22 protein-coding genes and 1 pseudogene are annotated in these 21,233 nt (G+C 67.0%); 16 read left to right on the top strand and 7 right to left on the bottom strand.

The window, feature by feature from the left end:
• Positions 1-9 precede the first annotated feature (9 nt).
• Positions 10-429, bottom strand: a complete 420-nt coding sequence (locus tag GBA63_RS11915; RefSeq protein ID WP_166176340.1) for a CoA-binding protein — start codon at positions 427-429, stop codon at positions 10-12.
• Positions 413-1,309, bottom strand: coding sequence for a UV DNA damage repair endonuclease UvsE (gene uvsE, locus GBA63_RS11910; protein ID WP_166176338.1), 897 nt, complete (start codon positions 1,307-1,309; stop codon positions 413-415). The genes GBA63_RS11915 and uvsE overlap by 17 nt, the downstream gene beginning before the upstream one ends.
• Before the next feature lie 81 nt (positions 1,310-1,390).
• On the opposite strand from uvsE, the gene ggh reads away from it, so the two are divergent.
• The 3 genes from ggh to GBA63_RS11895 all read left to right on the top strand — a co-directional run bounded on the left by ggh (position 1,391) and on the right by GBA63_RS11895 (position 4,392).
• Positions 1,391-2,728: a glucosylglycerate hydrolase gene (gene ggh / locus GBA63_RS11905; RefSeq protein WP_166176336.1), complete on the top strand. Its 1,338-nt coding sequence runs from the start codon at positions 1,391-1,393 to the stop codon at positions 2,726-2,728.
• 209 nt (positions 2,729-2,937) lie between these two features.
• Positions 2,938-3,366: a tRNA (N6-threonylcarbamoyladenosine(37)-N6)-methyltransferase TrmO gene (gene tsaA / locus GBA63_RS11900; protein ID WP_166176334.1), complete on the top strand. Its 429-nt coding sequence runs from the start codon at positions 2,938-2,940 to the stop codon at positions 3,364-3,366.
• A gap of 75 nt (positions 3,367-3,441) precedes the next feature.
• Complete coding sequence (locus GBA63_RS11895; protein ID WP_166176332.1) at positions 3,442-4,392, top strand: homocysteine S-methyltransferase family protein; 951 nt, start codon at positions 3,442-3,444, stop codon at positions 4,390-4,392.
• A gap of 36 nt (positions 4,393-4,428) precedes the next feature.
• Here GBA63_RS11895 and GBA63_RS11890 read toward each other — a convergent pair whose 3' ends face one another.
• The 5 genes and pseudogenes from GBA63_RS11890 to GBA63_RS11870 form a co-directional block, all read right to left on the bottom strand.
• Positions 4,429-4,728, bottom strand: a complete 300-nt coding sequence (locus GBA63_RS11890) for an AbrB family transcriptional regulator (protein WP_228282554.1) — start codon at positions 4,726-4,728, stop codon at positions 4,429-4,431.
• Between the two features lie 325 nt (positions 4,729-5,053).
• Positions 5,054-5,461, bottom strand: a pseudogene (locus tag GBA63_RS24395) (AbrB family transcriptional regulator); the annotation flags it as partial.
• A 103-nt stretch (positions 5,462-5,564) separates the two neighbouring features.
• Positions 5,565-5,774, bottom strand: a complete 210-nt coding sequence (locus tag GBA63_RS11880) for a dodecin family protein (RefSeq protein WP_166176331.1) — start codon at positions 5,772-5,774, stop codon at positions 5,565-5,567.
• A gap of 273 nt (positions 5,775-6,047) precedes the next feature.
• Positions 6,048-6,251 carry an anti-sigma factor gene (locus GBA63_RS11875; protein ID WP_166176329.1) on the bottom strand — a complete coding sequence of 68 codons (204 nt, stop codon included), beginning with the start codon at positions 6,249-6,251 and terminating at the stop codon, positions 6,048-6,050.
• A 531-nt stretch (positions 6,252-6,782) separates the two neighbouring features.
• A complete protein-coding gene (locus GBA63_RS11870; RefSeq protein ID WP_228282104.1) occupies positions 6,783-7,370 on the bottom strand; it encodes an RNA polymerase sigma factor in 588 nt (195 codons plus the stop codon).
• A 268-nt stretch (positions 7,371-7,638) separates the two neighbouring features.
• On the opposite strand from GBA63_RS11870, the gene GBA63_RS11865 reads away from it, so the two are divergent.
• The 13 genes from GBA63_RS11865 (at position 7,639) to prfA (ending at position 21,230) form a co-directional block, all read left to right on the top strand.
• A complete protein-coding gene (locus tag GBA63_RS11865) occupies positions 7,639-8,286 on the top strand; it encodes a ferritin-like domain-containing protein (RefSeq protein WP_166176325.1) in 648 nt (215 codons plus the stop codon).
• A 16-nt stretch (positions 8,287-8,302) separates the two neighbouring features.
• Positions 8,303-9,058, top strand: a complete 756-nt coding sequence (locus tag GBA63_RS11860) for a ferritin-like domain-containing protein (RefSeq protein WP_166176323.1) — start codon at positions 8,303-8,305, stop codon at positions 9,056-9,058.
• A gap of 206 nt (positions 9,059-9,264) precedes the next feature.
• A complete protein-coding gene (locus GBA63_RS11855; RefSeq protein WP_456115165.1) occupies positions 9,265-10,449 on the top strand; it encodes a class D sortase in 1,185 nt (394 codons plus the stop codon).
• 63 nt (positions 10,450-10,512) lie between these two features.
• Entirely contained in the window at positions 10,513-11,352 is an 840-nt protein-coding gene (locus GBA63_RS11850) for an MBL fold metallo-hydrolase (protein WP_166176319.1), read from the top strand.
• Positions 11,349-11,822 carry a 23S rRNA (pseudouridine(1915)-N(3))-methyltransferase RlmH gene (locus tag GBA63_RS11845; RefSeq protein WP_207956736.1) on the top strand — a complete coding sequence of 158 codons (474 nt, stop codon included), beginning with the start codon at positions 11,349-11,351 and terminating at the stop codon, positions 11,820-11,822. Before GBA63_RS11850 ends, GBA63_RS11845 begins: the two co-directional genes overlap by 4 nt.
• A 262-nt stretch (positions 11,823-12,084) precedes the next feature.
• Entirely contained in the window at positions 12,085-13,722 is a 1,638-nt protein-coding gene (gene argS, locus GBA63_RS11840) for an arginine--tRNA ligase (RefSeq protein ID WP_166176317.1), read from the top strand.
• Between the two features lie 190 nt (positions 13,723-13,912).
• The gene (locus GBA63_RS11835) at positions 13,913-14,734 is read left to right on the top strand and encodes a metallophosphoesterase family protein (RefSeq protein ID WP_166176315.1); all 822 of its coding nucleotides are present in this window, start codon (positions 13,913-13,915) and stop codon (positions 14,732-14,734) included.
• A gap of 30 nt (positions 14,735-14,764) precedes the next feature.
• Positions 14,765-16,054 (top strand): 2,3-diphosphoglycerate synthetase, encoded by a 1,290-nt coding sequence (locus tag GBA63_RS11830; RefSeq protein ID WP_166176313.1) that lies wholly within the window; start codon positions 14,765-14,767, stop codon positions 16,052-16,054.
• Between the two features lie 219 nt (positions 16,055-16,273).
• Positions 16,274-17,263 carry a fructose-bisphosphatase class II gene (locus GBA63_RS11825; RefSeq protein WP_207956735.1) on the top strand — a complete coding sequence of 330 codons (990 nt, stop codon included), beginning with the start codon at positions 16,274-16,276 and terminating at the stop codon, positions 17,261-17,263.
• 67 nt (positions 17,264-17,330) lie between these two features.
• Entirely contained in the window at positions 17,331-18,857 is a 1,527-nt protein-coding gene (gene rho / locus GBA63_RS11820; RefSeq protein ID WP_166176311.1) for a transcription termination factor Rho, read from the top strand.
• Between the two features lie 97 nt (positions 18,858-18,954).
• A complete protein-coding gene (locus tag GBA63_RS11815) occupies positions 18,955-19,212 on the top strand; it encodes a type B 50S ribosomal protein L31 (RefSeq protein WP_166176309.1) in 258 nt (85 codons plus the stop codon).
• Positions 19,213-19,221: 9 nt separating this feature from the next.
• Positions 19,222-20,136 carry a DUF1385 domain-containing protein gene (locus GBA63_RS11810; RefSeq protein ID WP_207956734.1) on the top strand — a complete coding sequence of 305 codons (915 nt, stop codon included), beginning with the start codon at positions 19,222-19,224 and terminating at the stop codon, positions 20,134-20,136.
• Positions 20,136-21,230, top strand: coding sequence for a peptide chain release factor 1 (gene prfA / locus GBA63_RS11805; RefSeq protein WP_166176307.1), 1,095 nt, complete (start codon positions 20,136-20,138; stop codon positions 21,228-21,230). Before GBA63_RS11810 ends, prfA begins: the two co-directional genes overlap by 1 nt.
• The last annotated feature ends 3 nt before the right edge of the window (positions 21,231-21,233 follow it).

The following is a 21,233-nucleotide window of genomic DNA, read 5'->3' as shown; positions in this document are numbered from 1 at the left end:
TAATCGGGGCTAACGTCCTACCAGCGAGGCGTAATCCACCTTTATGCAGCGGTCCATGACGACCGTCAGGCCTTGTTGCCGGGCGTAGGCGGCGGCCTCTTCGTTGACGATACCCGATTGCATCCAGAGGACCCTGGCGCCCGCGGCCACGGCGTCCCTGGCCACAGGCATTACCTCCTCGCTCCTGCGGAACACGTCGACGATGTCCACCCTCTCCGGGATCTCCTGCACCTTCGAGAACGGCGTCTCGCCGAGAACCGGGCCCGAAAGGTGGGGGTTCACCGGGAAGATCTCGAACCCGAAAGCCTGCAGGGCGCGGGCGATTGCGTGGCTCGTCCGGTAGGGCCTGTCCGAGAGCCCGACGACCGCGACCGTCCTCGACGTGGACAGGATGTCCCGGATCTCATCGCTGTCAGGGTTCTGATGCAACGGTTCTCCTCTCCTGGCCCGCCGCGACGCCCAAAGCGGCGAGCTCCTTGCCCTTGGCCTCCACCATCACGTCCGTCTCCCTTCCGTCCAACGCTCCGACCACGGTCTCCCAGTCATCCGGTTCGATAGAGTAGGCGTGGGCTCCGGGGCGTTTCTTCGGGTCCTGACTGGAGAGGTGTATCTTGGGCCTGGACCCCCTCGCCTCCCAGGTTGGCAGCGCGAGGTCCAGGGCCTCCCCGAGCGTCAGGCCGCCGGGGTTCAAGCGGTGGTGGAGGTTGTCCACGATCGCCGGAATACCGAGAGGTCCGGACGCCTGCAGGATCTCGGCGACCGTCCAGATCCTCTCGTCGTTCTCGAGTGCCAGGTAGCGCAGGATCTCCGGCTCCGGCCGCAGCGCCTCGACGAACCTGCTGACGGCCGCTGGCCTGTCATCGTACGCGCCGCCGAGGTGCAGCACCACCACGGCGTCTTCGCTCCCGAGCAGGTCGAAGACCCGGGAGGCGTAGCGCAGCTCTTCCAGGCTGCGTTCGGCGGTCTGGGGGTTCGGGCTGCCGGGGTTGATGAACTGGGCCGGGTGCATGCTCAGGCGGACGCCTAGAGTGCGGGCGAGGCCGCCGAGTTCGCGCAGGTCGTCGCCGTGCTCCCTCGCCCAGTCGTAGGGGAAGGCCGGGTGGGAGGCGAAGGGGATCAGGCCCTGCCCGATCCTGAACAACCGCAAGCCCCGCTCCGCGTTCCAGCGGATGATGGTTTCGAGCCCGAGCAGGTTCTCCCAGACGAGGGCGCGGACCTTCTCAGCGTCCTCGAGGCCGGCCAGCCGCAGCGTGCGGTTCGTGGTCGCCGGGAGCGTCAGGTTCTGGGCCGGGTATCCGACTCGGATCATGCAAAGAAGATACAACGCCTGGACCCGGTTCGCCGTATCCGAACGCCCATTTTGGGGCGGTTCTGTTAGCATTGAGACTTCATGCGAGCCGCGGCTTCCCTCAACCTGTTCCGGAAAGCCGCAGACGTGTTGCGCCTGAACGACATGGGTGGGTGGACGCGGGCGGCGCCCCAGTTATACCCGCACCAGTGGAGTTGGGACGCCGGATTTATAGCCGTCGGCCTCGCGCACCTGGACACCGGCAGGGCCGCCCGGGAGCTACTCGGGCTCTTCGAGCACCAGTGGAAGAACGGCAAGGTGCCGCACATCGTCTTCAACCCGCACGCCCCGGCGGAGAGTTACTTCCCGGGGCCAGAGCACTGGGTAAGCGCCGGGCTCTTTCCCGACGCGCCGCCCGCGCCCCCTTACACGAGCGCCCTGTGCCAGCCCCCGACCCAGGCCCTCGGGGCGATCAGGATCTGGAAGACCGCCCCGAGGGGGGATAGGGACGCGGCGCACTCTTTTCTGCGCGAGATCTACCCGAAGCTCCTGCGCTGGCACCGTTACCTGGCGACGGCCCGCGACCCGGAAGGCTCGGGCCTCGTCACGATCTACCACCCCTGGGAGAGCGGGACGGACAACTCCCCCCGCTGGGACGCGCCGCTTAGGGCAGTTGAGGTCGGCGACCTTCCGCCGTACAGGCGCAGGGACCTCGGGCACGTGGACGACCCTTCGGAGCGTCCCACGGACCGCGAGTACGCCCGCTACATCTGGCTGGTCGAGAAGATCAAGGAGACCCGCTGCGACGAGGCCAAAATCTACGGTTCCCACCCCTTCCTGGTCAAGGACGTGCTCTTCAGCGCCATCCTCGTCGCCGCCAACGAGGCCCTGCTCGAGATCTGCGAGGTCCTTGGAGAATGCGTAACGGAACGGGACGAGGTTTCGGCCTGGATCGAACGCGGCCGGAAGGGTCTGGAGTCCCGCCTGGACCCCGGGACGAACCTGTGCCTGGACCACGACGTGCTGGCGGGAACGCCGATTCATGCCCGCACGGTGGCGGGCTTCGCCCCCCTGATAGCCGGCTCCCTGCCCCCAAAACGGCTGGCCGGGACGATGGAGACCCTCTACTCGCCCGACTTTCTCGGTCATCCTGCCTTGCGGCGTGCGCTGCCGCCCTCTACCAGCCCCAACCAGCCGGGCTTCCACCCGCGCAGCTACTGGCGGGGGCCCGTGTGGCCCGTCGCTGTGTGGTTGATCTGGTGGTCGCTCCTGCGCGCCGGCGAGCACGAACGGGCCGAGGACCTCAGAAGCACCGCGCTGGACGAGTTCTCCGCCGGCCACTTCGCCGAATACTACGAGCCCTTCACCGGCGAACCCCTCGGCTCCGACGACCAGTCCTGGACCGCCGCCGTCGTGCTGGACTGGCTCGCAACCGAGTAGCCAGCTAACTACCCGGTTCGAGACCTTGCCTGTTACCGAAGGACCTCGACCTTAGCAAAGCGTTCCGCCAGGTTATCGGCGGGGTCTCGACGTCCTCGTCTGCCACCACGCCGGCGCGGGAGGATCGCATCGGGGCTGGACGATCCTGCCGCGTGCTGTACCTTGAGCTAAAGCGGGTCAGCGTCGAAGCGAACGCGAAGGGACGTGGTATGAGCATCGAATTCAGGCCCATCGGCTTCGTCCGTACGGATGCAGAAGAGATCCCCCGCCACTGGAGCGTCTCCGACGTGGAGGGGACGCTGGTTATCGAGGACGAGTATTCTGAGGGGCTTCGAGATGTCGAGCCGGGCCAGCGCATAGTCGTGATCTTCGGCTTCCACCGTAGCCCTGGATTCTCTCCCAGGTTTCTCCGGCAGAAGTCCGGCCAGGACGGCAGGGAGATGGGCGTGTTCAGCCTCTGTTCTCCGATCAGGCCCAACCCGGTCGGGATGTCGGTACTGGAGGTGCTCGGGGTCAGGGGCGCGAACATCGACGTCAGGAGGCTCGACATGCTGGACGGCACGCCCATCCTCGACATCAAACCCCACATCGAAGGCGGGCGCCGACAGAGCCGTCCGCGTTCCGACGCAATGACGTGACACCGGACTCTGTTTTGCTGCCGATAAACAAGAGGCGGGTCGCCTCGGGCGCCCGAAGCGTGTAGATTTCGGGCCATGGGCGATTTCGAGAGGGCGGTTCGGAGAGGCGCCCTGATGCTGACCGACGGTGGGATCGAGACGCGCGTGATGTTCGAGACCGGCATCCAGCTGCCTCCGCACGTCCAGGTGGCCGCCCTCGTCGACGACCCGGCCGGCGGCCCGGTGCTGCGCCGGATCTTCGAGGGCTACGTCGACGCCGCCCGCTCTTGCGGCCTGCCCGTCATCATCGGCACCCCGACTTTCAGGGCAAGCCTCAACTTCGCGCGCCGGGCCGGCCTCGGCGGCGCCGAGGCGGTCCGCCGCCTCAACCGCGACGCCGCCGCGATGCACCGTGGGATCCGGGCCGACTCGAAATACCGGCCCGTATTCGTCGCCGGGGTGATAGGTCCGAGCGGGGATGCCTACCGTCCCGAGGAGTCATTGTCCGCAGCGGAAGCCCGCGAATATCATGGCCTTCAGGCCGACGAGCTGGCCCGCGCCGGCGTGGACTTCCTGTACGCGCCGACCTTCCCCGAGGTCGAGGAGGCCCTCGGCGCCGGCCAGGCGATGGGCGACACGGGGCTGCCTTACGTGGTCAGCTTCGTGCTCGAACGGGACGGAAGAGTGCTCGACGGCACGCCGCTCCACTCGGCCATCGAGCGGATAGACGCGGCGGCTTCGCCGGCGCCGCTCTTCTACTCGATCAGCTGCGTTCACCCTTCCATAGCCGCCGGGGCCTTGCGGGAGGAGGCCGTGTTCTCGGATCTCGTGTCCCGCCGGCTCAACGAGTTCAAGGCAAACGCCTCCCCCCTGAGCACCCAGGAACTCGTCCGACTCGATCACCCCGAAGGCGACGACCCGGAGAGCTTCGCCGACGGGATGTGGGAGATCCACGAAGAATTCGGCCTGCGGGTTCTCGGAGGATGCTGCGGAACCGACGACCGCCACATGCGGGCACTCGCCCTCCGCATGGCGTCCGCGCGCTGATCCCGTACGGTCTTGCAGCCGCTGACGACGCGGTCTCTATGCCAACATCGTCGCGACCAGGAGCGGTACGACCACGATGGTCGCGCTGAGGCGGAAGAGGTGCGTAAAAGCCACACTGACGAGGTCCGCGTCCGTTTCGCCGGTTATGGAGAGCAGCGTGCCCATGCCGCCCGGGGCCGCCGCGAAGGTGGCGGTATCGGGGTCGAATCGGAAGGCCCTGACCAGGATGTACGCGGCCAACGCCCAGACGAGCATCTGCGCGGCGTTCACGATCAGGGCCACGCCCGCGAGCTGGACGAGCGTGCCGAAGAACTCGGCGGAGAACCCGAGGCCTATGATGCCCCGCCCGAGACCTGGACCAGCAGGTTATACCCCCGCTCCGGGACGAACCCCGGACGGAGACGCGCGCCAGCCCGGAACCAAGCAGCGCCCCGAGCACGCCGCCAGCCGGCAACGGCGTCAGCGCGAGGCCGAGAATTCCCCCGGTAAGGCCCGCGCCGGCGATCAGGCCGAGCCGGAATAGAGCGCCTCCGGTTCGCGGACCCGGCGCGCGCCCGTCTTCTTTCCCCGCCGGTTCGTCCGGGTTGGGCCTTGCGCGGGCGAGGAGCAGGTTCGCGGCGAAGATCACGAGCAGCAGGCGCGAGAGGTGGATGGCGGCGACCGCGGGGCCGTCGGCGCCGAGGCCGACGCCGATGGTCGCCATCTCCGTGAGGCCGCCCGGGGCGGCGGCGAAGAGCGCCGTTACGGGCGACATCCCCGTCAGGCCGACCGCGGCGGCCGCCGCGGCCACGCCGGAGAGCAGGAAGACCGCGGCCAGGACGGCCGCCGGGAAGAGCGTCCTCGCGCCGGCTGCCAGCGAATCGCGGGAGATCCTCAACCCGACCAGGACGCCGACCAGAACCTGCAGCATCTGGTTGAGCGGGGGCGGGGTCTCGACCTCAGGGAACCCGAGAAGGGCGAGCAGGAGCCCGACACCGGCCATCGCGCCCGTGAACGAGCCGGCCGGAAAGCGCAGGCGATGGCCGACGTAAGCGCCAAGGACCGCCGCGAGCGGCGCCGCGAAAACCATCCCCGCGTCCGGCGTCCCGGATCACCCCCCGTGCCCATCCTCTGGCGGGCAGTAAAAAGCCCCGGCCGCCAGGCCGGGGCGAAGGTTCAGTCTCGCGTCTTCTTTAGGAGCCATCCTCCAGAACGAAGGTGACCTCGAGGTTCACCTTGTAGCCGGTTATGTTGCCGTCCTGGATAAGAACGTTCTGGTCCTTGATCCAGGCCCCCTCGACACCGCGAAGCGTCGAAGTGGCGCGGCTGATGGCCTGCTGGATGGCGTCCTCAAAGCTGGTCTGCGAGGTCGCGCTTAGCTCGGTTATGCGTGCTACGGACATTTTGCTCCTTTCACCTGTTCTCTCTCTCCCTACGTCTGTGTCTACCCGGCTCGCCCAAAAATAAACTCCCGCAGAGAGTCCTGCGAAAAGCGATGACCCAGCGGTTTTAAAGCGGATCGCGGTGGCTCAATGCCACCGCGATCCGCGCCGTCAGCGATCGGCCCGCTCCGGCTTCGCCTCCGCTCTCGGCTATCAGCCTTTCTTGCTCTTGCTGATAGCTGAAAGCTGATAGCTGATAGCCTTGCAAAGAAGCCCAACCTCTTTGCAAACGCCTTACAGTTCTTTGATCAGAACCGGGTCCGTGGTCGGCTCGTCGGAGCCGCCGGCGGGCTCGACGGTTACCGCGATGGCGTCGGCACCTTCGAGGGGGGCCGTGATGGCGGTCGCCGCCATGTTGCCCGACGGCTCGAGCAGGCCGCCCGGCTCCGGCACCTCGTCGTGGATTACCCAGACCTGTCCCGTCCGGCCTTCGGGCATGGGGGCATGTCCTCGACGACGAGGATGGCCCGGTCGTCTTTGAGCGCCGTAACCTCGGCGCGCGAACCCTGCTCGGCCCAGGCTCCCCCAGCTCTATCTCTCTTGCCTCCTGCGCCTGGCCCGCGCTGCGCGCCTCCTCGACCTCCCCGCGCAAGTCGCGTACGTCTCCCTGCAGCAGCACGTTCCAGGACAGCAGGCCCACCAGCAGCACGGCCGCCGCCCCGAGGGCGACGTTGCGGAGGTCGGCGAACCGGCCGAGCCAGGAGGAGGCGGGACGGTCCCGGTCGGCGCGGCGCGGGGTGGCCTCGGATTCGACCACGCTCATAACTCTGCTGCGAAGGTCGGCGGGAGGATCGTGCTCGGGCGCGGACAAAGCAAGCAAGCCGGCCACCCCCATCAGGTCCTCGACCTCCGCCTGGCGCTCTGGGTGCAGGGCGAGATACGCCTCCACGGTCGCCCGCTCACCTTCCGGCAACGCGCCGAGAACGTAGGCCTCCTTGAGGTCGTCGAAGCTCCTGTCGTCCATGGGGCTCACCTGGGCACCGCCATGTCTTTCTGTCCGAAGTAGTCCCTTATCTTCTTCAGCCCCAGGCGCATCCGGCCCTTGACCGTTCCGAGCGGTATGTCCAGGAGGTTGGAGATCTCCACGTGCGTGTAGCCGGAGAAGTACGCCAGCTCCAGGATCTTTAGTTGTTCGGCCGGGAGCGTGTCGAGAGCCTCCCGGATCTGCTCGCGCTGGCGATTGCGCCAGGTCTCGGCGAAGGCCTCGCTCGGCTGGGACCTCGGGGCTGACTGCTCCACCCTATCCTGGGTCCTGCGGCGGCTCGCCAGAGAGCGCAGCTGGTCTATGCCGCGGTTGTGGACGATGGAGAGGATCCAGGTCCGCACGCTCCCGCGCTCGGACCTGTAACCGCCCGCAGACCGCCACACCTTGAGAAAGGCGTCCTGCGTCAGGTCCTCTGCCGCCTGCCTGTCGCCCATCATCCTGTAAGAGAGGGAGTAGGCCGCCCGGCTGTGGCGGTCGTAGAGCGCGGCAAACGCGCCCGCGTCCCCGTCTTCGAGGAGCGACATGAGGTCCTCGTCCGCGAGGACCGTGTACTGCCTGTTCTGGTTCGCCACGAAAAACATTGTACGAGAGCTACGAGACTGTCGCCCGAACGGATCACGAACGGGCACGCGCCGATGTGTCGAATTGTGTAGCGTCGCTGCATAATTCGACACATTACCAGGAAGAGCTCTTACAGGTCTCGATTGAGAAGTGTTGCGGGAAGCTTGCAAAAACATTGCGGTGCGGTGATCCGTCGCCCGGAGGCTTCCGTAGAAGGGGGCGTACGACGCAAAGAGAGTTGCAAGAGATGCAAGCCAGGGAAGACGGAAAGGGAGGAAGATGAGTGAAGTAGAGAGTCGCGGCCTGATCGCCCTTGATCGGGAGACATCGCGGCGTAACTTCTTGAAGACCGCGGCGTGGGCGGGTGCCGCGCTGTCGGCGGCCGGGATCGGCGGCTTCGGTGTCGCCGTGCGGCAGGCTCAGGCCACGCACGAGGGCTACGTGCCCCTGGGGGACGCGGGGATTCTGCAGTTCGCCTACCAGCTAGAGCTCTTGGAGGGCAACTTCTACGCGATAGGCGCCGACTCGGGCCTGTTCGTGGACACCTTCCTCGACCAGATCGCGGTCATCAGGGACCACGAGTTCGCCCACGCGGAGGCCATAGCGGCTACCCTCGGCGACCTCGGTGCCGAGGTGCCAGCCGAGCCCGCCTTCACGTTCCCGGAGGACGCCACCGCCGATGCGGCCACGTTCCTGGGCTACGCGGCGACGCTCGAGCCTGTGGGAATCGGGGCATACCAGTCGGCCGCCGTCGCGCTCGAGAGCAAGGACATACTTGCCGCGGCGATCTCCATCCACAACGCCGAGTGCCAGCACCGCTGCGCTATCAACATAATGAACCTGGTCGTGCCGCCGAACGACGTCGCCTTCGAAGAGGCGCTGCCTCTGGCCGCCGTTCAGGACGCCGTGGCACCGTTCGGGATTTAAGGGAGGATAGCTAAAGATGCAGAAGCATACTGTAAAGGTGCCGGGCGCGGAGGAGTTCGCGTCGCGGCCCAAGAGCCGGAGGGACTTCTTCAAGACCCTCGCGGCGGCCGGCGCGGGCGCGGCGGGTGGCTCGTTGCTCCTTTCGCGCACAGCGTCAGCCCAGGACTACTCTAGCGCCAGCGCTTCCGCGAGCGCCAGCGCTTCGGCGAGCGCCAGCGCTTCCGCCGGCGGCGGTGGCGACGTGGAGATCTTCAACTTCGCCCTCACGCTTGAGTACCTGGAGGCCGAGTACTACGGCCTGGCGCTGGACGCCGGCGTGCTCTCCGGCGACGCTTTGGCCGTCGTCGAGGCGCTCTACGACCACGAGGTTCAGCACGTCGACGCCATAATCGCCGCGCTGGAGGAGCGGGGGGCCACCCCGGTCGCGAAGCCGGAGTTCGTCTTCCCGGACGAGTCGCTCGTCAGCCAGGCCGCCGTTCTGGAGACGGCCGCCACGCTGGAGCCCGTCGGCGTCGGCGCCTACCTTGGCGCCGCCCCGCTGATCCAGGAGGGTGAGCTGCTGGCCGCCGCCGGCAGCATCGCGGGCGTCGAGGGCGAGCACGTGGTCGCCGTGACCAACCTCATAAGCGGTCTTCCGGCCGCCGTCGAGGCGTTCCCGGCCGCGCTCACCATGGACGAGGTCCTCGCGGCCGTCTCCCCGTTCATAATGGGCGGCATGATGGAGACCGGCGGCGAAGAGTACCGTGACAGGAACAGCTTCGGCCGGGTCTAACCCGACGCCGCAAAGGAACACGGTGTTCGTGAACCGTCGTTCCGACCGGGGGAGCAGGGCGACTATCGCCCTGCTCCTCTTCGTGCTGCTCCTCGCGCAGTCCTGCGGCCCGGAAGCATCCGGCGGCGGGGGGACGATCCCGCCGGGCGCGGGACACGGCCGCGAAGCCGGAGAAGAAGGCCGCCGCGGGCGGGAGCCCGGAGCAGATCGAGAAGGCGGCAAGCGGCGAGACCGGGGCCAAGGGGACGACCGAGACCGCGGCCTCGAAGCCTTCGGAGAGCACGAGGTTCGTACACAGCGCCACGCAAGAGAACAGCAAGGGCGACTACACGTACCTGGACGATCCGGCCCTCAACGGCGACCCGAACGCCGTCGTCTTCGCCACGCCGACCGGGGCCCGCGGGGGTGGGGAAGAGTACGGTCATAACATCGGCGTGTGGTTCGAGCCCGGAGCCCGGAAGTGGGCGATCTTCAACCAGGACCTGGCGCCGGTGCCCGGCGGGGCGACGTTCCAGGTGGTCATCCCGCCCGAGCCCGAGCGTTTCGTCCACCGCTCCACGCCCGACAACACCTCGGAGAGCGGAACCTACCTCGATGACCCCCTCGTGAACGGCAAACCGGACGCGAGGCTCTCCGTCACCCAGAACTGGAACCCCGGCGGCGGGGGAGGCGTCTACAACGATAGGGAAGTGGGCTTCCGCTACGACAAGGAGCGCGAAGCGTGGGAGATCTACAACGAAGATGGCTCGGCGATACCCGAGGGCGCGTCCTTCAACGTGGGCGTCTTGAAGGTCGCTTCGGCGGTGAACGTGGAGACGGCCGGTGCAGACGGCGTCGAGGCGCCCGAATACAGGGACTTCTACTCCGAGGGAGACCCGAAGCCGCCGAAGCTGATCTCGTCCGACTCATCCGCAGGCGCCATCCCCGTGGTTACGCCGTTCAACTTCGGACGGAACCCCGGAGGGCCGAAGGACAAGACCCTCTCCATCGACATCCCGAAGATAGGGTTGGAGGGCGTGCCCGCCTTCGACACCGTCTCCGAGGAGAAGCTCAGGGACGGGACCGTGCACATACCTGCCTCGGGGTATCCCTGGCAGGACGGGGCGAACGTGTTCATCGCGGGGCACCGAATCGGGTACCCGGGGACCCCTTCGGATTACGTCTTCTTCCGGCTGGACGAGTTGGAGGAGGGGGACGAGATCCGGCTGACCGACGCCGCAGGCAGGGAGTTCCTCTACCGCGTGACGAAGCGAACGGTAGTCGGCCCGAACGACGTCGGGGTGATGAACGCCGTAGAAGGCAAATCTCTCGTAACGCTTCAGACCTGCACCCTGCCGGACTACGAAGACCGCCTGATAGTGCAGGGCGAGCTGGTAGAGTCGCAGACCTGAACCTCCGCACGCCCGTGCTAAGATTTCGTCCGTCCTGATCCCGACGGAGGGCATGGTGCGGGCTTGCGGTTGAGCGTCCTTTCCAGCGGTAGCTCCGGCAACGCCGCGTACGTCGAATGCGGAGAGGGCGGCCTGCTGGTCGATGCCGGCCTCTCGCGGCGGCGCCTGGAGAAACTTCTCGCCCGCGTCGGCAGGACGCTCCACGACGTGGACGCCGTCCTGCTCACGCACGACCATTCGGACCACACCTGCGGCGCGCCGGCGCTTTCGAGGGACTTCGGCGTTCCAGTCTTCGCGGCCTCTGAAGTACGGACGGGTTCGAAACTGGGTCCCATGACCGTCGCGCCGGTCGGACCCGGAGAGCCGTTCGAGGTCGGCGGGATGACGGTCACCTTCTTCGACGTGCCGCACGACTCGACCACCTGTGGCGTCCGTATCTCCGGCGACGGCCGCGACCTCGCCGTGGCGACGGATCTCGGCGAGGTCGGGCCGGAGACGCTCGGCTGGCTGCGAGGGGCAGAAGCCGTCGTCCTCGAAGCGAACCACGACCCCGAGTGGCTCGCGCGGGGTCCGTACTCGGCGCACCTGAAGCGCAGGATCTCCTCCCCCAACGGGCACCTCTCCAACCGCCAGTCGGCCCAGGCCGCCCTGGCGCTCGCCCCGCACGGGCTAAAAGACCTGGTCCTCGCGCACCTGTCGAAGACGAACAACTCCCCGGCCAGGGCGTGCGGGACCGTACACGGCGCACTCAGGGAGGGGGGCTACGGCGGCGTGCGGGTGCGGGCCGCCATCGCGAACCACCCGACGCCCTGGATCGAGGTAGGAGCACCGATCGAGATCCCCGAGTACACCTACCGCTACGCGCGCGGAGATGGCGCCGGCCGGCTCTTCGGCTTCGAGTGATCCGTCGCGCCACCATCGTCGCCGTGGGCAAACTCAAGGGCTGGCCCGCCGACGGCTGCGCCGACTACGCCAAACGCCTGCGCCGCCACTTCGCCGTCGAAACGATCGAAGTCCCCGAAGAAGACATGAACCGCCGCTCGCCAACCGAGGTGCTGGCCACCGAAGCGGAACGCATCTTTCGGCGCATCCCGGCCGGGTCCCACGTCGTCGCGCTCGACCGCGAACGCGGCAAGAGCCTCTCCTCCGAGAAGGTGTCCCAGAGGCTCGCCTCCCTCGGCGTCGCGGGCCGAAGCGACCTGACGTTGCTGGTAGGAGGCCCCCTGGGCCTCTCGCAGGGGATAATCGGCGGGGCCGACGAGGTGTGGTCGTTCGGGGAGATCACGCTCCCCCACGCCCTCGCAAGGGTCGTGCTCCTGGAACAGCTCTACCGCGCCGTCAAGATAGAGCGCGGCGAGAGATACCATTGGTGAGGCGCCTCCGGCGTCGCTATCAGCACGCCGCTTCGCGGCTTTCAGCCAAGTCGTCTCGATCCGTCACGCCTCCGAGTCGTCCGAAACGTTGCGTACGGCGCATCCTGGTAACGCCCCGCGCGGCAAGAAGCTGACGGGCCGAGAGCGAGGCCGAAGGCCGAAGCGTGCTGAAAGGCGCCAAAGGCGCCGTGCTGACTGCTAGAATCACCTATATGCGTTTGCAGATAGACGAGTTGGTTGACGGATTTCCCGGGGGCGGCCGGTGAGTTTCGAGGGGCGTCTGGCGGGAGACGTGCGGGCGGCCGTGAAGAAGGTCTACGACCTTGACTTAGAGACCGTCCACGTCGAGCGGCCGAACGACCCCGAGCACGGAGACTTCGCGACCAACGTGGCGCTCGCCAACGCCAGGGTGTTCAGGCGTAATCCCAGGGAAGTCGCGGAGAACCTGGTCGGGGCGCTCGACGCGCCTTACGTGCGGGAGGCCGGGGTCGCGGGGCCCGGGTTCGTGAACTTCCGGCTCGCGGACGAGGTCCTCTGCGGGGAGGTCGGGGCGTTGCTCGCGGCGGGGGAGCGCTACGGCCGGAGGGAGCCCGAGGGGAGGCCCTTCATGCTGGAGTACGTCAGCGCCAACCCGACGGGGCCCATGCACGTCGGGCACGGGCGGCAGGCCGCTTACGGGGACTCGCTCGCCAGGATACTCGAGGCAGCGGGAAGACCGGTTTACAGGGAGTACTACTTCAACGACGGTGGGAACCAGATCCGCGTCCTCGGAGAGTCCGTGGCCTCCCAGTACGCCGACATCCACGGCAGGGAGTGGTCCGTCGCCGACCCGGACGCGCTGTACCCCGGCGAGTACGTGCGCGAGATAGCCCGGGCCCTCGCGGACGAGCGGGGCGAGGTCTACCTGGATATGCCGCCGGAGAAGGCGCTGCCTGAGATACAGGCGTTCGCGACCCGCTGGTGCATGGACGACATCGAGCGTACCCTCGCCAGGGTGCGCGTGCGGTTCGACAATTACTTCAACGAGAAGGACCTCTACGAGTCCGGGGAGATAGAGGACCTGATCTCCGAGCTTGAGAAGTCCGGCCACGTCTACGAGAGCGAAGGCGCCCTCTGGCTCGACTCCTCCAAGCTCGGGGACGACAAGGACAGGGTCCTCCGCAAACAGGACGGCTCCTACACCTATATGGCCCCGGACGTCGCCTACCACCGCAACAAGCACGAGCGCGGCTTCGCCACGGCCGTCGACGTGCTTGGCGCGGACCACGCTGGCTACCCGCCCCGCATAAGGGCAGGGCTGCTCGCGCTCGGGCTCCCGGAGGACTTCTACGAGGTCGAGCTCGTCCGGCTCGTAAAGCTCGTGCGCGAGGGGGGGCAGGTCAAGTTCAGCCGACGGGCCGGCAACGTCGTGACGCTGGACGAGCTGCTCGACGAAGTCGGGGAGGACGTTGCGCGCTACTTCTACGTCCGGTCTTCGCACAAGAGCGAGATCAACTTCGACCTCGAGCTCGCCGTGAACCAGTCAGACGAGAACCCGGTCTTCTACGTCCAGTACGCCCACGCCCGCATAGCCAGCATCTTCGAGCGGGCCGGGGCAAGCCCGACAGACGTGGAGGACTTCCCGGCCGGCGAGCTCGCCCCCGAGGAGCGCCAACTCGTGCTGGAGCTCCTCGACTTTCCCCGGGTGGTGGAGAACGCGGCGGCTCGGCGGGAGGTTCACCCGATCCCGACCTACCTGGAGACGCTAGCCAACCGCTTCCACCAGTTCTACACGGTGCATCGAGTCCTCGTCGACGACGCCGACCTGCGCGCCCGACGGCTCGCCCTGTGCGCCGCGACGAAGACCGTGCTGCGCACGGGGCTCGACCTCGTCGGCGTCGCGGCCCCGGAGAAGATGTAGCTAGTAGCTGTCAGCCCTCAGCTATCAGCTAGTGTGGGGGAGGCGGTTGTCGGCAGCGACCGGCGCCGTCCTTGGTGGAACTGGCGGTCGCGAGGTCGGGCGACGAGTTTCGCGAGGTGGCTGATAGCTGGCTGCTGATAGCTGTATACTTTTTTGGGCGTTACCAGGAAATACTAGCGACGGGGAGACCATGAGCACAGGCGGCCGGTTGACGATCTGCCAGATCAGCGACATCCACTGCGGAAGCCCGTATTTTATCCCGGACCTTCTGGAGCGCTCGATCCTGGAGATAAACGACCTCGAACCGGCGGCCGTCGTGGTCTCTGGCGACCTGACGAACGCGGGTTACAGGCAGGAGTTCGAGATCGCGGCCGAGTACATCCAGCGCTTCGACTGCCCGAACGTGATGGTCATCCCGGGCAACCACGACTCGCGCAACGTCGGGTACGTGCACTTCGAGCGGCTCTTCGGGGAGCGGTACTCCTGCATCGAGTTCGACAACGCGGTGATGGTGGGCATAGACTCGTCCGAGCCCGATCTGAACGATGGGCGGGTTGGGCGGGAGCATTACGGGTTCATCCACGAGTCGTTCGCGAACGCGGAAGGCCGGCTCAAGATCTTCGTGATCCACCACCACCTCATCCCGATCCCCGGCACCGGCCGCGAACGGAACATCATCTTCGACGCGGGCGACGTGCTCGAACTTCTGGACGATGTGGGCGTCGACCTGGTCCTCTCGGGCCACAAGCACGTCCCTTACTCCTGGAAGCTTGAGGACTTCTTTATAGTCAACGCCGGCACGGCCTCCACGACGCGCCTGCGGGGCAACACGCGGCCCTGCTACAACATCATCGAGATCGAGGACGGGCGGGTGAAGGTCTTTCGCAAGTACCCGTTCAAGCAGCGGGAGCTGACGGTCGACTTCGACTCGGTCACCCACGAGTACGTCCGCTACGAAGACAGGATCGACGCGGACGTCGGCGCCGACCCCGAAGTCGCCCTCGGCGAGTAAGCCCCGGCCTCTTACGTGCGGGCGCTCTTTTTGATCGACGGCGAGCACTACCCGCCCGTCGTGTTGGATGCCATGCGCAGCGTCGAAGGATCGATGGGTGCTGTGGGTGTGGCGGCGGCCTTTCTCGGCGGCACGGAGAAGCTGAAAGAGGGCACGGACTACGGCCTGCCCCTCGTCCACGGGGACGATCCGGTCTCCGCCGTCGCCCGGGCGCTCTCCGAACACGCGGTGGACGTCGTGGTGGACCTCTCCGACGAGCCCGTCATCGGCTACCGCGAAAGGATGCGGATAGCCTCCCTCTCCCTGGCGGAGGGCGCCCGCTACGTCGGCAGCGACTTCGAGCTCAGGCCGCCGAAACTGCGCGACGTATCGACGAAACCCTCTCTTGCCGTGGTCGGCACGGGCAAGCGGGTAGGGAAGACCGCCGTCTCCGGGTATCTGGCGCGCCTTCTGGCGCGGGAGGGCTTCGATCCTGGGGTGGTCTCGATGGGGCGCGGGGGACCGCCGCGGCCCGAGGTGATCGAAGGCCACAAGCTGGAGGTCGGGAGCGCCTATCTTCTCGAAGCGCTGGAGCGGGGGGCGCACGCGGCGAGCGACTACTACGAGACGGCGGCGCTGAGCCGGGTTACGACCGTCGGGTGCCGCAGATGCGGCGGCGGGCTCGCCGGGGAGCCGTTCGTCTCCAACGTGCTAGAAGGAGCCGGTATCGCCAACGACCTCCGGACCGGCGTTACTCTCTTCGACGGATCGGGCGCTGCGATGCCCCCGGTCCGGGTAGACGCAAGGATACTCGTCGCGGGAGCCCACCAGGACCCCGAGTACGTAGCGGGCTACCTCGGCGCCTACCGGCTCATGATCTCCGACCTCCTGCTCTTGACGATGAGCGAGGAGCCCATGGCGGGCGAGGAGAAGGTGCGGGACCTTATCGAGCGGGTGCGGGAGATCCGGCCCGACCTTCCCGTCGTTCCGACGGTCTTCAGGCCCAGGCCCGTGGGCGACGTTTCGGGGTTGCGCCTCGCCTACGTCTCGACGGCCCCGGAATCCGTGCTGAACAAGCTCGCGCGTCACCTGGAGACCCGGTACGGGTGCGAGGTGGCGGCCGCGTCGGGCAACCTCTCGGACAGGAGGCGGCTCGCCGCGGACCTCGACGGCATGCCGCCCGTCGACGCGTATCTCACGGAAATAAAGGCGGCGGCCATCGACGTGATCACCCGGCGCGGCGCGGAGGAGGGCAGGCCGGTGCTGTACTGCGACAACGATCCCGTCGGGGAGGGGCTCGACGGGGAGTTGTTGCGGCTGGCGCGCGGGGCGGTGGGATGATGGGAAGGCCCCGGTGGTCTTACCGCAAAGGACCGTGTATACTTTTGAAGTCCGATACGCTGGTTCCGATCCCCGAGAGGTAAAGAGCCGCTCCGCGACGTTTCCGAGCAGATCCTGCCATCAAAGGCGCCCGTTTTAGGCGGGACACCTTGGCCGGCACGGGAGGTCTGGTGAGAACCCATTAGAGAGGTCGATCCCCGCCAGGGGTCCATAGCATCCGTGGCCGTCGAGTACGCGGCCGTTACCGAGATGGTGGCCTTGCAGGTGGCCCGCCTCGAAGGTTCCGGCGATCCGGAGGGCGCTTACACCCTCGCCATGGAGACCTTCGGCGAGGGCTTGAGCGGCGTCTCGAACGAAGGCGAGGTCGCGAGCCTGCGCGAGGAGCGCCTGGACGAGAAGGGCAGGGTCAGCGCCCCGCGGAGCGGGCCGGGGGCCCTGAACGTGGGCGACGTGCTGGGGGCCGGCGGTTTGCCGGTCGACCTCGCGGTCGAGCCCGTGGAGGGGCTGCAGTTGCTCATCCGGGGACAGGAGGGTTCGATCTCCGCCGTCGCGGCGGCCCCGAGGGGCGGCATCCTGAGGACGCCGGACATGTACATGAGCAAGCTCATAGTGGGGCCGGGGGCGAAGGGGGCCATAGACATAGACGCGCCCGTCGCCGAGAACGTGAGGGCCGTAGCGGAGGCGATCGGCCGCCGGCCCGAGGAGACCACGGTCGCCGTGCTCGACCGCGACAGGCACGAGAACCTGATCGGCGAGATCCGGGAGACCGGGGCCAGAATCCAGATCCGGCCCGAAGGGGATCTGACGCCGGCCATAGCGGTAGGAATGAGGGGCGCCGAGGTCCACGCCATAGTCGGTATAGGCGGCGCACCGGAAGGCATCCTGGCCGCGGCTATAATGAAGTGCCTGGGCGGCGAGATGCAGGCGAGGATGTGGCCGACGCAGCGCTCGCAGGTGGACAAGCTCAGGGAGTACGGCTTCGACGACCCGGAGAAAAAGCTCACCCTCGACGACCTGATCCGGGAAGACGACGTGGTCTTCGCCGCCACGGGCATCACCTCGGGCGAGATCCTGAACGGGGTCAGGTACTTCCGGGGCGGGGCGAGGACGCACACGGTGGTGATGTCCACGGAGCCCAGTGTGGTAAGATTTATGGACACCATTCACGCCCTGGAGCCCGTAGCCGGGCGCAAGGGATTCCAGCTTTGAAAAAGACGAGCACCGATTCCGCAACAGCCGTACCCGCATCGCAAAACAAGAAGGGTGGAGCATCAGCATGACCGAAAAAGCAACCCTGGAGCGCAAGCGCCTGAGTGATCTGCACCAGATCGCCTCCCAGCTCGGTATCAAGCAGTACCGCAAGTACCGCAAGCCCGAGCTCGCCGAGATGATCTACCAGGTCGCCACCGAGCAGGCCGGCCAGCAAACGACGGAGACGACCAACGGCGGCGCCCCCGAGGTGGCAGAGGCGCCGGCCGGCAACGGGAACACCGCCACCGCCACGCTCCCCGAGCCCCAGGCGCCCCTCGCCCCCGCCGAGGAGACGGCCGACGAGGCCCAGCCGGCCCCCGAGCAGCGACGCCCGCAGCGTCAGGAAGGCCGGCGCGAGGAGCGCCGGGAGGACCGCAAGCGCCCCGAGCAGAAGCAGCAGCAGGGCCGGGACGGCCAGCAGGAGAAGCGCGGCGGCGAGGAGAACGTCCAGAGCGGCATCCTCGACGTGTTGCCCGACGGGTTCGGTTTCCTCAGGACCGGCGGGTACAGCCAGAGCAGGGGCGACGTCTACGTCTCGACCAGCCAGATCAAGCGCTTCAACCTCCGCCGCGGCGACCACGTAGTCGGCCAGATCCGGCCGGCGCGCGAGGGCGAGAAGTACCCGGCGATGGTCCGCATCGAGACGGTAAACGGCGAGGAGCCCCAGAAGGGACGCCGCCGCCAGAACTTCGACGACCTGACCCCGCTCTTCCCGCAGGAGCGCCTGCGCCTGGAGTGGAAGCCCAACGACATAGCCCCGCGCGTCATGGACCTCATCACCCCGATAGGCAAGGGACAGCGCGGGCTTATCGTCTCCCCGCCCAAGGCCGGCAAGACGACGATCCTCAAGCAGATCGCCCAGTCCATCGCCGCCAACTACCCGGAGGCGAAGCTTTTCGTCCTGCTCGCCGACGAGCGGCCCGAGGAGGTAACCGACTGGCAGCGCAGCGTCAAGGAGGCGACCGTCGTCGCCTCTACCTTCGACCAGCCCGCCGACAACCACATAGCCGTGGCCGAGCTCCTGCTGGAGCGGGTGAGGCGATTGGTCGAGGAGGGCGAGGACGTCGTCGTGATCCTGGACTCCATCACCCGGCTCGCCAGGGCCTACAACCTGGCCGCCCCGGCTAGCGGACGCATCCTGTCCGGTGGCGTGGACTCCGCGGCGCTGTATCCGCCCAAGCGGTTCTTCGGGGCCGCGCGGAACATCGAGGACGGCGGGTCTTTGACGATACTCGCGAGCGCGCTCGTCGAGACCGGGAGCCGGATGGACGAGGTGATCTACGAGGAGTTCAAGGGCACGGGCAACATGGAGATCCACCTGGAGCGCAGGCTGGCGAACCGCAGGATCTACCCGGCCATCAACATCGAGGACTCTTCTACGCGTAAGGAAGAGCTGCTCATGGAGCCGGCCGAGGCCCAGCGGGTCTGGCAGGTGCGGGGCATCCTCAACGCCCTCGACGGGGCGCAGAAGATAGAGCTTCTGATCCAGAAGCTCAAGGAGACCCGCTCCAACGCCGAGTTCCTGCGCGAGATCCAGCGCGTCCGCGGCTAGGGGCATCAAGGGGAGGGTCCGGGGTTTTTCGGACCTCTCCCTTTTTCGTGGTTAAACTGTAGGACCGTAGAGACGAAGAAGAGAAAAGGAAACTGCCATGAAAAAAGGTATCCACCCGGAGTACAGGCCGGTCGTCTTCCGCGACAACAGCGCCGACTTCTCGATCCTCAGCCGCTCGACCATCGAGACGAGCCGCACGATCACCTGGGAGGACGGCAACGAGTACCCGCTGGTCGAGCTGGACATCTCCAGCGCCAGCCACCCCTTTTACACCGGCAAGCAGCGCATAGTGGACACCGGCGGCCGGGTGCAGCGGTTCGAGAACCGTCGCAGGGCCCGCCAGAGCAATCAGTAGGGAGGCCCTTTGAGGGTCGGCGGCCAGGCCATAATGGAGGGCGTGCTGATGCGCTCCCCCAACTTCTGGGGGATGGCCGTCCGCGCGCCCGAGGGCAACGTGGAGCTTCGGGCCGAACCCTTCCGCTCCGTCACCCGCAAGAGCAAGCTGTTCAGGCTTCCCATAGTGCGGGGCGCGCTCTCCCTCGGGGAGACGCTCTGGCTCGGGATGAAGGCGTTGACGCTCTCCACGAACATCGCGCTCGGGGAAGAAGAGGAGCTCTCGAAGAAGGAGATCGCGGGGACCATGCTCTTCGCGCTCGTGCTCGGGTTCGGACTGTTCCTCGTGGCGCCCGTCTTCGGAACCAAAGGCCTCGGGGCGCTGCTCGGGACCAACATTCAGAACCCGGTCGTCTTCAACCTGATCGAGGGCGTTATCAGGATCGGGATCTTTATCCTGTACATCGTCGGGATCACCTGGATCAGCAAAGACATAAAACGCTTCTTCGCCTACCACGGCGCCGAGCACAAGGCCATAAAGGTCTACGAGAACGGCGAGGAACTGGTGCCCGAAAACTCGCACAAGTACGACACGAGCCACGTCCGCTGCGGCACGAGCTTCGTCTTGTACGTGCTCGTCCTCTCGATCCTGGCGTTCTCCCTGCTCGGCGTGGAGGGCTGGCTCTACATGATCGCGAGCCGGGTGGTGGTCATCCCGCTCGTGGCGGGTATCGCCTTCGAGTTCATCATGTGGAGCGCGCGCAACGAGAAGAGCCCGCTGGTGAAGATACTGGTCTGGCCGGGGCTGCAGATGCAGAAGCTTACGACGCGTGAGCCATCGGACGACATGGTCGAGGTGGCGATGGCGTCTTTGAAGAAGGTGCTTTCGATGGAAGAACAGTCGAAGATAGAGCCGAACGAGGCGACGAACAAGCTGGTGATCTGATGGACGGTCAAGTCGTCAAGCTGGCCGAGGAGACCCTCGGCCGCTACGAGGCGCTGACCAAAGAGCTCTCCGACCCGAACATCTTCAACGACCAGCGCCACTACGCCGAGGTCGCCAAGGAGCACTCGAAGATGCGCCGCGGGGCCGAGATGAGCCAGGAGCTGCTCGACGCCGTCGAGGCCGAGCGGGAGGCCAGGGAGCTGGTTCCGCAGGCCGAGGACGCCGAGGAGCGGGAGTTCTACGCGGCCGAGGCGCGGGAGGCGGAGGAGAAGATAGCGGAGCTCTCCGAGAAGATCCGGACGGAGCTCATCGACCGCGACCCGAACGACGATAAGGACGTGATCATCGAGATCCGGGCCGGCGCCGGCGGCGACGAGGCGGCCCTCTTCGCGGGCGAGCTTATGGAGATGTACTCCCGCTACGCCGAGCGTCTGCGCTTTAAGCACGACACCCTCTCCTCAAGCCCCGCCGAAGTCGGTGGCTACCGGGAGGTCTCCCTCGAGGTCCAGGGCGACGGGGCCTTCTCCGTCTTCAAGCACGAGGGCGGCACGCACCGGGTCCAGCGCGTCCCCAAGACCGAGAGCCAGGGACGAATACACACGTCCACGGCGACGGTGGCGGTTCTTCCCGAGGCCGAGGACGTGGACGTTCAGATCAACTCGGGCGACCTCGAGATAGACGTCTACCGCTCCAGCGGGCCCGGCGGCCAGAGCGTGAACACGACGGACTCGGCGGTGCGGATCACGCACAAGCCCACGGGGCTCGTCGTGACGTGCCAGAACGAGAAGAGCCAGCTCCAGAACAAGGAGCAGGCGATGAAGATCCTGAAGAGCCGTCTGCTCGAACGGGAGATGCAGGAGCGGGCCCAGCAGGAGGGCGCCCTCCGCCAGGCGCAGGTCGGCACGGGAGACCGCTCGGCGAAGGTCCGAACCTACAACTTCCCGCAGGGGCGCATCACGGACCACCGCGTCGGCGTAACCTCCCACAACCTGGAGGCCACCCTGGGCGGGGATCTCGAGGAGTTCACCCGGGCTTTGGCAGCCAAGGAGCGCTCCGAGAAGCTCGCCGCCGAGGCCGCCGGAACGCCCGGCTGAACC

This window comes from Rubrobacter tropicus (genome assembly GCF_011492945.1).
Classification (GTDB): domain Bacteria; phylum Actinomycetota; class Rubrobacteria; order Rubrobacterales; family Rubrobacteraceae; genus Rubrobacter_D; species Rubrobacter_D tropicus.
This window is presented reverse-complemented; position numbering and strand designations above follow the sequence as displayed.

Bases quoted from the DNA above. Each gene is read 5' to 3' on its own strand.
- rho (WP_166176311.1), top strand. From the start codon at position 17,331: ATGACCGAAAAAGCAACCCTGGAGCGCAAGCGCCTGAGTGATCTGCAC.
- ggh (WP_166176336.1), top strand. From the start codon at position 1,391: ATGCGAGCCGCGGCTTCCCTCAACCTGTTCCGGAAAGCCGCAGACGTG.
- GBA63_RS11860 (WP_166176323.1), top strand. From the start codon at position 8,303: ATGCAGAAGCATACTGTAAAGGTGCCGGGCGCGGAGGAGTTCGCGTCG.
- uvsE (WP_166176338.1), bottom strand. From the start codon at position 1,309: ATGATCCGAGTCGGATACCCGGCCCAGAACCTGACGCTCCCGGCGACC.
- GBA63_RS11875 (WP_166176329.1), bottom strand. From the start codon at position 6,251: ATGCCCGAAGGCCGGACGGGACAGGTCTGGGTAATCCACGACGAGGTG.
- tsaA (WP_166176334.1), top strand. From the start codon at position 2,938: ATGAGCATCGAATTCAGGCCCATCGGCTTCGTCCGTACGGATGCAGAA.
- prfA (WP_166176307.1), top strand. From the start codon at position 20,136: ATGGACGGTCAAGTCGTCAAGCTGGCCGAGGAGACCCTCGGCCGCTAC.
- GBA63_RS11815 (WP_166176309.1), top strand. From the start codon at position 18,955: ATGAAAAAAGGTATCCACCCGGAGTACAGGCCGGTCGTCTTCCGCGAC.
- GBA63_RS11865 (WP_166176325.1), top strand. From the start codon at position 7,639: ATGAGTGAAGTAGAGAGTCGCGGCCTGATCGCCCTTGATCGGGAGACA.
- GBA63_RS11895 (WP_166176332.1), top strand. From the start codon at position 3,442: ATGGGCGATTTCGAGAGGGCGGTTCGGAGAGGCGCCCTGATGCTGACC.
- GBA63_RS11880 (WP_166176331.1), bottom strand. From the start codon at position 5,774: ATGTCCGTAGCACGCATAACCGAGCTAAGCGCGACCTCGCAGACCAGC.
- GBA63_RS11835 (WP_166176315.1), top strand. From the start codon at position 13,913: ATGAGCACAGGCGGCCGGTTGACGATCTGCCAGATCAGCGACATCCAC.